13 protein-coding genes are annotated in these 12,690 nt (G+C 68.0%); 5 read left to right on the top strand and 8 right to left on the bottom strand.

All coding sequences use genetic code 11. From position 1 onward, the window contains the following. The first annotated feature begins 404 nt into the window (after nt 1-404). Nucleotides 405-1,925 (top strand): cell division protein FtsZ, encoded by a 1,521-nt coding sequence (gene ftsZ / locus ACP694_RS16575; protein WP_426014165.1) that lies wholly within the window; start codon nt 405-407, stop codon nt 1,923-1,925. A gap of 125 nt (nt 1,926-2,050) precedes the next feature. Here the strand turns inward: ftsZ and ACP694_RS16570 are convergent, their stop codons facing one another. After that, nucleotides 2,051-2,353 (bottom strand): hypothetical protein, encoded by a 303-nt coding sequence (locus tag ACP694_RS16570; protein WP_426014163.1) that lies wholly within the window; start codon nt 2,351-2,353, stop codon nt 2,051-2,053. A 206-nt stretch (nt 2,354-2,559) separates the two neighbouring features. On the opposite strand from ACP694_RS16570, the gene ACP694_RS16565 reads away from it, so the two are divergent. Further along, a complete protein-coding gene (locus ACP694_RS16565) occupies nt 2,560-3,030 on the top strand; it encodes an Lrp/AsnC family transcriptional regulator (protein ID WP_426014161.1) in 471 nt (156 codons plus the stop codon). Between the two features lie 7 nt (nt 3,031-3,037). Here ACP694_RS16565 and ACP694_RS16560 read toward each other — a convergent pair whose 3' ends face one another. After that, nucleotides 3,038-3,646, bottom strand: a complete 609-nt coding sequence (locus tag ACP694_RS16560) for a hypothetical protein (protein ID WP_426014159.1) — start codon at nt 3,644-3,646, stop codon at nt 3,038-3,040. A 1,125-nt stretch (nt 3,647-4,771) separates the two neighbouring features. After that, on the bottom strand, nt 4,772-6,004 hold the full coding sequence (locus tag ACP694_RS16555; protein WP_426014157.1) for a pyridoxal phosphate-dependent aminotransferase: 1,233 nt from the start codon (nt 6,002-6,004) through the stop codon (nt 4,772-4,774). Nucleotides 6,005-6,238: 234 nt separating this feature from the next. Between ACP694_RS16555 and ACP694_RS16550 the strand changes: the two genes are divergently transcribed. Beyond that, nucleotides 6,239-6,616, top strand: coding sequence for a methylglyoxal synthase (locus ACP694_RS16550; RefSeq protein WP_426014155.1), 378 nt, complete (start codon nt 6,239-6,241; stop codon nt 6,614-6,616). 100 nt (nt 6,617-6,716) lie between these two features. On the opposite strand, the gene ACP694_RS16545 is transcribed toward ACP694_RS16550, so the two are convergent. Beyond that, nucleotides 6,717-7,184, bottom strand: a complete 468-nt coding sequence (locus ACP694_RS16545) for a ribonuclease H (protein WP_426014152.1) — start codon at nt 7,182-7,184, stop codon at nt 6,717-6,719. Between the two features lie 389 nt (nt 7,185-7,573). On the opposite strand from ACP694_RS16545, the gene ACP694_RS16540 reads away from it, so the two are divergent. Next, complete coding sequence (locus ACP694_RS16540; RefSeq protein ID WP_426014151.1) at nt 7,574-8,950, top strand: hypothetical protein; 1,377 nt, start codon at nt 7,574-7,576, stop codon at nt 8,948-8,950. Between the two features lie 60 nt (nt 8,951-9,010). Next, nucleotides 9,011-9,319 (top strand): hypothetical protein, encoded by a 309-nt coding sequence (locus ACP694_RS16535; RefSeq protein ID WP_426014149.1) that lies wholly within the window; start codon nt 9,011-9,013, stop codon nt 9,317-9,319. Between the two features lie 6 nt (nt 9,320-9,325). On the opposite strand, the gene ACP694_RS16530 is transcribed toward ACP694_RS16535, so the two are convergent. The 4 genes from ACP694_RS16530 to ACP694_RS16515 all read right to left on the bottom strand — a co-directional run bounded on the left by ACP694_RS16530 (nt 9,326) and on the right by ACP694_RS16515 (nt 12,653). Next, nucleotides 9,326-9,931: a hypothetical protein gene (locus ACP694_RS16530; protein WP_426014148.1), complete on the bottom strand. Its 606-nt coding sequence runs from the start codon at nt 9,929-9,931 to the stop codon at nt 9,326-9,328. Between the two features lie 143 nt (nt 9,932-10,074). Further along, nucleotides 10,075-11,163, bottom strand: a complete 1,089-nt coding sequence (locus tag ACP694_RS16525; RefSeq protein WP_426014246.1) for a DUF2336 domain-containing protein — start codon at nt 11,161-11,163, stop codon at nt 10,075-10,077. Continuing rightward, entirely contained in the window at nt 11,163-11,783 is a 621-nt protein-coding gene (locus ACP694_RS16520) for a hypothetical protein (protein WP_426014147.1), read from the bottom strand. Before ACP694_RS16520 ends, ACP694_RS16525 begins: the two co-directional genes overlap by 1 nt. Before the next feature lie 114 nt (nt 11,784-11,897). Then, complete coding sequence (locus ACP694_RS16515; protein WP_426014145.1) at nt 11,898-12,653, bottom strand: ABC transporter permease; 756 nt, start codon at nt 12,651-12,653, stop codon at nt 11,898-11,900. Nucleotides 12,654-12,690: the final 37 nt, after the last annotated feature.

Here is a 12,690-nt window from a genome sequence, read left to right as displayed (position 1 = left end):
TTTTGTGACGGCGTAAATTATTTCGGCTTGTGGATAAGGCCCAAGAAGAACGGCCAAGTCTTACCGGGCCTTAAGCATAAGCGTTTACGGTTTCGGCGTCTGAAACACCTAATGGCGTAGTTTCAACGCCTTCTGGAACCGGGTTTGGCAAGCTTTTCGGGTCAGCGTCGTTCCGTCGCATCGCCATTCGGAGCGTCCCCGAGCCCCCCGCGAATCCCTTGTGATTCCTTGGGATAACTGGCCTTTTCCCGCGTGTTTGGGCTCGACCAAAGGCCGACTCACATTATGGAGTTAACCAGCGATTAAGGTTGCTGGTTGTTCTGTTAACCCGATCGTCGAGATCACTCCCAGCGTTTGATCTGTTCGGCTGTTGACGAATTCGGCGTTTAAGACGCGAGGCTCCCATGGCAATTTCTCTTTCCGCGCCGCGCACCACTGAACTGAAGCCACGGATCGTGGTGTTCGGCGTGGGTGGCGCAGGCGGCAATGCTGTCAACAACATGATCGAGGCGGGCCTCGAGGGTGTTGAGTTCGTGGTGGCCAACACCGACGCGCAGCAGCTCCAGTTCGCCAAGACCGACCGTCGCATCCAACTGGGCGTGCAAGTGACCCAGGGCCTGGGCGCCGGCGCCCACCCCGAGGTCGGCATGAGCGCCGCCGAGGAGAGCTTCCCGGAAATCGGCGAGCATCTCGATGGCGCCCACATGGTGTTCATCACCGCCGGCATGGGCGGCGGCACCGGCACCGGCGCCGCGCCGATCATCGCCAAGTGCGCGCGTGAGCGCGGCATCCTCACGGTGGGCGTGGTCACCAAGCCCTTCCACTTCGAAGGCCGTCACCGCATGCGTCTGGCCGACGCCGGCATCGGTGAGCTGCAACGCTATGTCGACACCCTGATCGTCATTCCGAACCAGAACCTGTTCCGGGTCGCCAACGAGCGCACCACCTTCGCCGAAGCCTTCGGCATGGCCGACCAGGTGCTGCATTCGGGCGTCCGTTCGATCACCGACCTGATGGTGCTGCCGGGCCTGATCAATCTCGACTTCGCCGACGTCCGCACGGTGATGACCGAGATGGGCAAGGCGATGATGGGCACCGGTGAGGGCACCGGCGAAGACCGCGCCCTGATGGCCGCCCAGAACGCCATCGCCAACCCGCTGCTGGACGAGGTTTCGCTGAAGGGAGCCAAGGCCGTTCTGGTCAACGTGACCGGCGGCATGGACATGACCCTGCTGGAAGTCGACGAAGCGGCGAACGCGATCTCGGATCAGGTCGACCCGGAAGCCAACATCATCTTCGGCGCCGCCTTCGACCCGTCGCTGGACGGCGTGATCCGCGTGTCGGTGGTCGCCACCGGCATGGACGGCGCCTCCATCGCCCAGATCGAGCCCAAGCCGGTCTCGCGCAACATCACGGCCCCGCCGTTGGTGGTGGAGACCGCGCGTCAGTCCGCTCCGGCCCCCGCGACCGCCGAGCCCACCCGCCCAGGCATGCGCTACGAGCCGCGCCCGATGGAGCGTCAGGCCGCCGCCCAGACCGCGTCCTACGCGCCGGAACCGGCCTATGAAGAGCCCGCGCCGATCGTCGAGGCCCAGAAAGACCTGCGCTTCGAAGAGCCGGTGATGGAAGAGCCCCGCGTCGCCGCCCCGGCCCCGCGCGTCACCCGCATCGTCGACCCGATGGTCGCCGAGGCCGGCGACGAGCCGCTCTACAGCGAAACCTATGACGACCGCCGGGCTCAAAAATCGAGCGGCTGGATGAGCCTGTTTGGCGGTGGTCGCCAGCAGCGTTACGAACCCCCGGCCGCCCCGGCGTCGCGCGCGACCGGCTCGGCCCGGCCCGCCCTGCAGCCTCTCGACCAGCCGCAAGCGGAAGCGGGCGAGGATCTGGAGATCCCGTCGTTCCTGCGCCGTTTGGCCAACTAGGCCCACGAAAGTAAGCGTAACAGTAAGCGTAAAACGAAACCCCCGGGGCGCGAGCTCCGGGGGTTTTGCTTTGGGTCACGGATGCTGATGGGGACAGGCGCATGCGCCTGGCCCCCTTCGCCGTTCTAGTGGGTCTTGGCGGCCGCGTCGGCGGCGGCGTTGGTCTTGCGCTCCGCGGCGCCCACGGCGTCGGAAGCGTTGTCGGCGGCATGGTCGGCGGCTGCGGCGGTGCTGTCAGCGGCCTTGTGGGTGGCGGCGGCGGTGTTGGCGGCGGCCGTGCTGGCGTTGTTGGCGGTGTCCTGGGCGGCCGAGGCGGTGGCCTTGCCGGCCTGGTCGGCGGCGGCGGCGGTGTGGTCCTCGGTCTTCTGCGAGCAGGCCATCAGCGACAGGGCGGCGAGCGAGGTCGTGAGGATGAGAGCAAGACGCATGGGGGTGTTCTCCGTGGCGGCGGGATGTTGATCATCCTCGCGGTGTCCAAGGCTCGGATTGGCGCTTGGGGGGTCAAGGCGATGGCCTCCAGATCCAAACGCACGGCCTGGCTTTAAGCTCCAGCGCGACGGGCGAGGGGTGCGCAAGGCGGGCAAAGCACGCTAGCCTGCCACAATCTGCCAAACCGCCGACGGATCCGGTCACGATGAAGCTCACCCGCGCCGATCGGAAGATCCTGGAGATCCTCCAGCAGGACAGCTCGGTCACCAATGTCGAGTTGGCCGAACGGGTCGGCCTGTCGCCCAGCCCCTGCCTGCGGCGGGTCAAGCAACTGGAGGCCTCGGGCTTGATCGCCGGCTACGTCGCCCTCCTAGACCGCCGCAAGGCGCGGCTCGACCTGCTGGCCTATGTCGAGGTCCAGGTCGATCGCCACAGCGAAACCGCCGCCGAAGCCTTCGCCGAGGCCGTGCGCCGAGAGCCGATGGTGGTGGGCTGCCACGCCATGACCGGCGGCTACGACTACCTGCTGCGGGTGGTGGCGCCCAACCTCGATGCCTATGCCGAGTTCACCATGAAGCGCCTGCTGAAGATGCCGGCGGTCAAGGACATCCGGTCGTCCTTCGTGCTGGAGACGATCAAGGACGCGACGGCGCTGCCGCTGGATTATGTGGAGTAGGGGGCTTTCAGCGCCAGGCGCTCCTACACGGCGCTCCCTGTGTCGGACTGCAGACTGGCGGAATACTATTTTTTCCCAATTCCACAACCAGGGCTAGGACGCGGGTGGAAGGGGCCGTCATGAGTGGGCCTCCATATTTTCCGGCTATGATCGTGAAGCGCCCACCAGATTCCCAAAACCACTCATTGCGGGTTTCGCCCTCAATCAACTCTCCAGCGCTTATCCAGCCGTCAGCCGCGAGGTGCTGTAGATAGCGATCGAATGCTTGAGGATCTCCCTGTACAGCGACGCCACAGCTCTTATCACCGTCTGGACCCTGCAGCGTGATGGTGATCTTGGCGGGACCGAAAGTCGCGGTCATATCTTCGCTGATACCAATCAAGCTCTCTTCTCGTGAAGCTTGATGGAAGCCCAGCCTTCGGGCTTGGTCCAACGCCCTCTCTCTGTTCACACTCGCGTTCCGCATATAGGGCTTGCAGACGTTTTCCACGGCGGCGGCGATCGCGCTGTCAGGGGTGTCGAAGGCTTCCGCCGACCGCGTTGCGCCCAATGAAAGTAGAAGTGCTGCGAACAGGCTGTTCAGCAGGTACCTCCCGCGTCGATGGAAAATGATCATTGGTCTTCATTACCTCTGTTTCGCTTGAAACCAAGTTTTGGCGACCGCTAGCATCCGCCCCGGATGCGGCCACGCCTTAAAGCCTTGGTGGATCGGAGCTCTGGCGTCTGGCCGAGTCAAGGACGACGCTCTCGCGTCGCCGCGCCGCGGCGGCCCTTCGGGCCGTCCTTGACTCGGCCAGACGCCAGAGCAAGCTCGCCATAAAGGTTTCAAGGCGCGGCCTCGCCGTTGCGGGCGGGCAGGGGAGGGGCTGGGCGGTTCAAGCAAACGTTCTTTCCCTCCCCGCCCCGGGGAGGGTGGCCCCGAAGGGGTCTGGTGGGGTTTGATGAGGTGGCCGGCGGAGCCCCACCCGCCGGCTTCGCCGCCACCCTCCCCATGAAGGGGAGGGAAGGAGCGCCGGGGGGATAGAGCGCCCTCCATCCCCACAATCACTCACCCCAAACCCCAACAAATTCGACGCCCTATAAAATAATCAGCGTCACGACCGCTGGCGCACCCACCACGGCCTCATACTGGACCCTGTCTCCGTCGCGGAGGAGGGCGCTTGGTACCGACCCGAAGCGGCGATGGAGATGGAACCGAGCGGGGCCGTGCAGGGCCGCGCGCGAGGCAGGTGTGGGTTGTCGGAGAAATCCGCCGCCCATCAAAACCTTGCCGGGATCTGCGCGGGTCGACGGGGCCGGGACGTTCAAACCGGTCTGTTCCAGGATCTGTCGGAGTCGCTGACGGCCCCTTCCGGGCGACTTTGATCCTGCCCGTCCGAGGGGGAACGTCGATCGGGATGAAACAAGCCCTCAATCGCCGTCCCTCGAGACAAACGGTTTCGCGGAGCGGTCGGTCCACGCCGAAACGCAAACTCTACCTCACGGTCATCCGGGCTTGGCCCGGCCGCTCCGCGCCTCCTCAACCCCCTTTCGGGCCATCCCGTCAGGCGACGAAGCCGTGTGTCTCAAGTCCTTCCCCCGTGGGGGAGGTGTCGGCAAAGCCGACGGTGGGGGGAGTGATCGGATGCCGGCCAGACCTGCGATCGAAGACCCCAAAACTCCCCCCACCGGACGCTGCGCGACCACCTCCCCCACGGGGGGAGGATTTTCACCCCGGCTCGGTCGCCAGTTCGCAGCGGCGCTAGGCGGTCGGGTAATGGCCCAGGTCGGCCCGATGTCCACCGAGGTCATGGCCCTCCATCGCCACCGCCGGGCTCGCCATCACCGTCTTGAACGCTGTCTTGAAGGCCGCCATCTCGGCGGGCGTCCCCACCGAGATCCGCACGGCGTTCGGCCAGATCGGCCAGGTGCGGCCGATATAGACGCCCTTGGCCTTCATCGCCGCGATCACGCCCTTGCCGTTACGGCCAGTGTCGATCATGAAGCAGTTGGTCTCGGGCGCACCGATCACTCTGTAATCGTTGGCCTTCAGCCAGGCCAGGGTGTCGCGGCGGGTGTCGCCGATGATCGTCTTGCGCTCGGCGACCAGGCACTTGTCCTCCAACGAGGCGCGAGCGGCGGCCGAGCCGGTGATCGGCATGGCGTTCTGGCCGAACGGCGCCAGCTTGGCCAGCAGGTCGGGCCGAGCCACCGCGAAACCGCAGCGGATGCCGGCCATGCCATAGATCTTCGAAAAGGTCCGCAGCACGATCAGGTCCTTGCCGGCCGCCACCAGGTCCAGCGTGTCCTGGGCGTCCGACAGGTGGATATAGGCCTCGTCGACCAGCAGGATCGAGCCGGCGGGCTTGTGGTCCAGCGCCCAGGCTATGTCCTGCTTGGTGGTGGTCGTGCCGGTCGGGTTGTTGGGGTTGCAGATATAGATCACCCCGGCGGCCGGATCGGCGGCGACCATGGCCTTGACGTCGTGGCCGTAGTCGGCGGCCAGCGGCACCTTGACGATCTTGGCCTTACTGGTCATCGCCGCATACATGCCCGCCTCATAGGACGGATCGGCGGTGACGAAGCTGCGGGTCGGCGAGGTGAAGGCCAGCACGCTGTAGTGCAGCGGCTCGGAGGAGCCTGCATAGACGGCGATGTTCTCGACCTTCAGCCCGTTCTGGGCCGCGAAGGTAATGGCCAGCATCTCGGTCTCGCCATTGAGGTCGTAGCGGCCGCCCAAAGGGGCCACGCGGGCGATGGCGGCGCAGGCGGCCTTGGACGGGCCCAGCGGGTTTTCGTTGGCGTTGATCAGCACCGAACCGGGCGGCGGCACGCTGGGGCCCTGGCCGTGCAGGGCCATGCCGGACGGCGGGGCGGCGGTGGTCTGTGCGGCGCGAGCCAGGCTGGCCTCGGTCAGGATCGGCGTCGCGGCGACCAGCGCGGCGGCGCGCAGGAACGACCGGCGGCCCAGAGCCTTTGTGTCAGAATTTTGCATGTCCATGTTCGTTCCCGTCTCCTTGGCGCGGGTCTTGCCGGCCCGACCTTGGCAGGACACGCCGCTCTTGAGGGACGCGCAAGGTCTCGTCTGGAGCCGCGCCGCCGAAGCGATATCCTGCTCGCGGCGGGAGCATCCCTGCTCGGGGGATCGTCAGCGCCGACGCCAGGACGCTCTTGTCATTCGGGCGAGGGCGCGAAATGAGTGCGTCCCCCTTGGTGTCCGGAGCCGCCCATGCCCAACCGCCCCTTCGCCGTCGGCCTCGTCGCCCACGACGACAAAAAGACCGCCCTGGTCGCGTGGGCCGTGGCGCACCGGGGCTTTTTGAGCCAGCACAAGCTCTACGCCACCGGGACCACCGGCGGCCGGATCCTCGAGGCCTTGCCGGACCTGGACCTGACCCGGCTGAAGAGCGGACCGCTGGGCGGCGACCAGCAACTGGGCGCGCTGTTGGCCGTGGGCCTGCTGGACATGCTGGTGTTCTTCGTCGACCCGCTGTCGCCCCAGCCGCACGATGTCGACGTCAAGGCGCTGATCCGCATGGCGACCCTGGCCGAGGTGCCACTGGCCTGCAACGTGGCGACGGCCGACCTGATCGTGGCGGGGCGCTAGAGCATTTTTCGAGCGAAGTGGTTGCGGTTCGCGTGAAGAAAAATGCGTCAAAACAGAAGATTAGAGCTCACGGCCTGACGCAGTCAGGTCGGGAAATGCTCTAGCGGGGGAACTTCAGCAGGTTCGGCTTCGGGATCGCGGCCTTGAAGCTGCCCCGGGTCTTGGCGGTGTCGAGGCCGAAATCGGCCCAAGCCTTGAGGAAGCCGGCGGCGGGCGCGGCGTCGGTGAGCGGCGTCAGGGTCAGCACCGGACGGGCGGCCAGCAGCTTGCGGGCGGCGGCCCAGGCTTCGGGGTCGGCCAGGGCGCAGGCGCCGTCGGTCGCGGCCAACTCGGCGGCCAGGGAGGGCTCGGCGACATAGAGCTTCACGGCCGTCTGCGCCGGCAGGTCGGCCAGGGCGGTCAGGGCTTCGATCAGGCCGGTCAGAACCATGCGCGGGCCGGTGACGCGACGCTCACCGCCAGCCGCGCCGGCCAGGGTCCCGTCGGCGTTGCGCCGCACGTAAGCCCAGCCGCCATAGCCGGGGTCGGGTTTGCACAGGGCGGCGGTCCAGAGGGTCACGGCGGTCATGGCGCCTGTCTAGGGCCGTCGCCCCGACGTGGCCAGAGGCGGGTGACGAACGGGCTGAAGACAGCTTCGCCGGAACAGAAAGTAAACCAGGCCTTAAAAACCTTGGTTAACGTCATCTTCAGGTCGATGAACAGAGTTCTAACGCGGATGGCTTTTTCGCCGTCCCGTCAAGAACCGGTAAGCAAGAAATGTGCCATATCGGGGCGGAAGCAACGCTTTTGTTGGCTTTGAGGAACGAAGCGTAAACGAGTCCCAAATATTTATGGTTAACGCCATCTTAGGATCGGTTAACGACTTGTTAAACGCGATGGCTCCGGCTTTGCTACTGATGCGTTGAACCCTTGCCGGACGTCCCGGCGTGGGACGTTCCGTGTGCGGAGTACGCAGCGATGTTTGAGTTTGGTCGTGATTTGAAAAGACTCTTCGGAGTCGACGCCGGCGCCCCCGCCAGGGCCGCCGCCCATCGGGACGGACTGACCGGCGGCGACACCTCGCTGCTGGAGTTGCTAGACCTGCGACTGCTGGTTAACGAGGCCCGGTCGGCCGACGTGGCCGCCGGCCGCATCGGCGCCAAGGATCGCGGCCGCCGCCTGCTGGAAGCCGCCACGGTCTGGCGCGAACTGGCCCGCCGCTCCGGCGACGCCGCCGCCTTGCGCAAGGGCGCGGCGCAGGCCGAAGCCGCCGCCAAAATCTTCGAGACCGAACGCCGCGCCGACTGCCTGGCCGCCGCGCGCTGCGAGCAGGCGACCCTGGCGGTTCTGGGCGCCGACATGTTCGGCGATGAGGGTCTGCACGCCGCCGCCGGCGCCACCCTGACCCTGGCCAAGACCGCGCCAGGCCATCGCTGCGCCATGGCTGAGGCCCTGATGGCCGGGCTGGAAGGCCGCGTCGCCTTGGCCGAGAACGATATCGACCGCGCCCTGGCTGCGGCCCAAGCTTTTGAATCGCCGCTACGAGGCCTGTCGGCCGCGCGTCGGGTCAAGGGCGGGGCTTCGCGCCTGCTGCTGGCCGACCAGCGCGCCGCGCGCGTCGAGCTTTTGCTGTCGTGCGCCGCCCGCCTGAAGGACCGCGCCTTGACCGAGGTCGCGCTGAACGAGGCCAAGGCCGCCGAGGCGGCGCTAGACCCGGACTTCGAGCCCCTGGCCTGGTCGCGGCTCGAGTCGCTGCGCGGCACGGCGCTGGTGCAACTGGGCGAACTGGACGGCGAGATCAACCACATCGCCGACGGCGTCGAGGCCCTGGCCCAGGCGTTGGAGCCGGTCACCGCCGACCACAGCCCCATGGACTGGGCCCGCGCCCAGGCCGCGCTGGGGGCCGGCCTGCAAGCCATGGGCGAGGCGACGACCTCGGAGCGCTGTTTCGAACGCGCCGTCACCTGCTACGACCGCGCCTCGCACATTCTCAAGACCCAGCCGGCCCTGGCCCTGCGCGCCGTGGTCGCCAACAACCGAGCCCTCAGCCTGGCCCGCTGCGCCGAGCTGACCGCCGACCTGGCCGTGCTCGACGCCGCCGAGATGGCCTTCAAGGCCGAGCTTACCGCCGCGCCAGGCGCGCGCGATCCGGCCGCCTGGGCCGTGGCCCAGATGAATCTGGCCCGGCTCTACGAGGCGCGAGTCGAGATCACCGGTCGCGACGATGGCCGCCTGGATCGGGCCGCCATGGCCTTGGCCAGCGCCTTTGACGTGTTCGCCGAACTGGGCCTGCGGTCGCTAACCGAGTTGGCGGCTCAAGGGTTGCAACGCGTGAAACAGGCGCACCCCGCCTGACCCAGAATGAAACCGGCCAGCTCCGACGGGGCCTGGACCCAAGCCAGTAGGGAAGACCCAGTGATCGCTTCGTTGCTCGCCGCCGCCGCCGTTTCCATCGCTCCCGCGCCGACCACCTCGGCTCAACCCGCCATGACCCAGATCCGGGACACTACGCCTCGGGTCGCCGAAGCGATCCTCAGCTGCATGGTCAAGCGCGATGGCGGCCTGACCGCCTGCTCGGTGCAGAGCGAGACCCCGGCCGAACTGGGCGTCGGTCAAGCCGCCCTGTCGATGGCCTCGCAGTTCCAGGTCGAGCTGATGGGCCCCGACGGCAAGAGCCGTGCTGGCTCATTCATTGAAGTCCCGGTCCGCATCCGTATTCGCTAGACTGGCCTACCAGGGCTCGCCGGGCGGCGGGTCGTCGCCGCGCGGCGGCGGGGCGTAGCGATCGTCCTCGCGGTCATCGCGCCAACGACGCTGCTCCAGCCGCTCCTGCTCCAGCGCGGCCCGTTCGCGGCGGTCGTCCTCGGCCATGCGCTCACGTTCCCAGCGGGCGCGTTGCGCCTCCCGGGCGTCATCGCGCGCCCAGCGCTCGCGCTCCCACCGATCATCACGACGGTCAGGCTCCGTCTGGGGGAGACCAACCTCCTCGTCGTCGCGCTCGACGGGGATGACCCGGGGAGGCGCGGGCCCCATCACCGGCCTCGGCGGCGGCGAATCTGCAGCGGGGGCGAAGGTGTCGGTCAACGCCTGCCGGCCCTTGGTCATGGCCAGGGCGGCGTCGGAAAGGCCAACATCCAGGAGGCCGGTCCGCGCGACCGCCGCTTTCGGCGGTTGGACCAAATGGATACTGATCCCGTCCGCTCCCGCCGCCGCCTCCGTGGGCGGCTCCGGTCGCGTCAGGGCTGGCCACGCCAGGGCGGCGATGGCGGCGGCCGTCATGGTCCCGGCCACGGCGGCGCAGGCGACCAGGGTCGCGCGTTTCTTTGACTGTTCCACAAGGGCGCTCCGGAGGAAGGCCCCTCGATGGACTTCAAACGATCGCCTGCCGAGCGAGTTCCGCCCGTGGCCGGATCAACGCGACGCCAAACGGGGCTCGGTCTGGTTTCCGCGCCTCCAGTGGTCGGGATCAGGCGCGAGCCTTAGGCCGCCGCCACGTCGCCCGTGGTGCGACGCATGCGCCAGAAGCGGATGGTGCGCAGGGCCGCATCGCGGGGCAGGGCGGCGTAGAGCTCGCCATAGGCCTTGGCCTTGTCCATGGCGTTGTCGTTGGGATCAAGGATCAGCAGGGCGAAGGTGAGGAACAGGGCGCGATCAAAATCGGCCGCCTTGCAGACCACCGCCAGGCCGTCGAGCTCGCGGCGCTCGATGATCTTGCGCGCGGTGTGGAAGTCGATGTCGGCCATCTCGGCGAGGGCGACCAGAAACAAGGTGGTCTTCTTGGCCCGCAGCATGCCGGCCAAGACCGGCGGCGTGACGCCGCCGCGAGCCTTCATCGCGCTGATCTCCTCGACCGCCGCAGCATAGTCGGGCGGCAGGGCGCCGTCACGTTCGGCCACGCGGTTGCGGCCGGCTTTCAGGGCCGCGTCGAGGGCGATCGGATCGACATTGGCGTTGCGCTCCATGATCCGGTCGCGCAGGCGCGCCTCCGCCACGAAATACATCTCGTTGAGCAGGTCGATGGGCAGGGCCTGGCGATCGATCACCGCCTCGTGCAACTCGGGATTGGCGGTCGCGCGGTCGATGGCCGTCTCGTGGGCTTTGCGCGACAGCACCGCGCCTTCATTGCGCAGAAGCACGCTCAAAGTGGTGTCGTCGCCGCGCGCCACGATGGCGTCCGAGACGACCATGGGCACGGCGAGGCGCTGGGAGATGGCGCGCAGATGGTCCTGGCCCTGGGTGCGGGCCACGTGCAGCAGATCGGCCTCGGTAAGCTGCGGGGCGCCTTGCAGGATCGGGCGGGCGACGGCGATGGTGTCGCTGACCAGGGCCCGGGTCAGGGTCGGCGGCGCTTTCGCCACCGTGCCGAGCCGCTCGGCCAGCTCAATCTTGACGGCCTCTTCCATCTCGCCGGCCAACTGGCCCATGACGTCGTCGAACAGGCCCATCTCCACATCGTCGTGGCTCTCGCTGGCGAAGAACAGGTCGGTGACCCCACGCAGCAGGTCGCGGCGGCGCTCGCTGGACGGCTCGTCGGCCAGGGCGATGAGGTCGTGCAGACGCGACTGGATCACTGGAATTTCCGGGTCTTGCGGCTGTCGCCGTTGTCATCTTCGTCGTCGCCATTCACGCCGGCCGCCAGCCAATCGGCCGAGCCATGGCGGGGCGCGGCGTCTCTGGCTTCGGGCGTCGGTTCGCTGGCGGTGATCAGCACGCGGCTGTCAGGGCCCAGGGGCGGGATGGCGTCGGGCGTCAGGCCGTATTCACGGCCCACGGAGTAGAAGCGCGCACCTGTTCCGGCCGTGTTCACGGCGGCGACCTGCCGGGCGGCTGGCGGCGGCGGCGACGCGGGCGGGGTCGGCGGGGCGTAGAGGCTGGTCGGCAGCGGCGCGGCCGGTGGTGTGAAGGCTGCCGGCCTTGGCGTGGCCGGGGCGCGAGCGGGCTGGTAATTGGTCGATGCGGCGACCGGCGCCGGTGTGGCTGACGTCGAGACGAAGGCGGCCGCCTGACGCTTGTTGGCCCAACCCAGCATGGGTCCGTCATAGCGCGCGGTCGCCGCGGCGGCGGTCACGGCGACGGCGGCGGTGGTCTGGCGGGGGCTGCTGGGACCATAGCGGCTCTCGCGCGCGCCTTCGGCGTACGCCGGGGCGGCGACGCTGATCAGCACGGGCAGGAGGACAACAAGGCGCATGAACCGGTCCGGAAACGAGCAGGGTCCCCTTGATCCATAAGCATCCCGACTTAATCCGGGCCTAACGGCGACGCGAATTCGCGCGCCGTGACCCTGGGCCGCGCCAGGCTCGGGTCAGCGACCCCACCACCAGGCCAGCAGGCGGCGTTCCACCAGCGCCATCACGCCGTGCAGCGCCACGCCGAGCACAGCCAGCACGGCCAGGGCGGCGAACATACGCGCGGTCTGCAGGCGGTAGGACGCCTCTAGCAACCGCCAGGCCAGGCCCTGGACGCCGCCGGAGCCTGCGACAAACTCGGCGACCACGGCTCCGACAACAGCCAGGCCGGCAGCCACCTTGTGGCCCTCCAGCAAGGCCGGGACCGCCGAGGGCAGGCGCAACCGCCACAGACGCTGGACGGGTCCCGCGCCATAGAGGTCGAATAACCTGGCCAGATCTGGATCTACGGACTTGAGGCCGGTCAGGGCGCCCGAGAAGATCGGGAAGAAAGCGGCCACGGCGGCCAGGGCTGTGACCGCGCGCTGCGGATGGTCTATCCCAGCCCAGATGGTCATCAAAGGTCCAAGGGCCAGGAGCGGCGTGACCTGCAGTATGACGGCCACGGGCCGTATAGCGTCCTCCAGCACGGGATTGAGACTGACCAGCAGGGCCAGGCCGCAGGCGAGCAGGCTGGCCAGGGCCAGGCCGATCAGGGCGGTCGACAAGGTCCCCCAGGCGCTGGACAGCAGCAGCGGCCAACCCTGGGCCAGGGCGGCGCCGATCGCCGAGGGCGCGGGCAGGAGGTAGACCGGCACGTTGAGGACGCGACAGCTTAGCTCCCAGGCGGCCAGGAGAAGGATGATCAGGGCAAGGGGGGCGAGGAGCTTCATTACCAAGTCCGCCTCCCGTGGGGGAGGTGTCGGCGAA

The organism is Caulobacter sp. DWR2-3-1b2, from assembly GCF_049896345.1.
In the GTDB taxonomy this organism is placed as follows: Bacteria; Pseudomonadota; Alphaproteobacteria; order Caulobacterales; family Caulobacteraceae; genus Caulobacter.
Note: the sequence above shows the minus strand (reverse complement) of the source record. Positions and strands in the feature narration are given on the sequence as shown.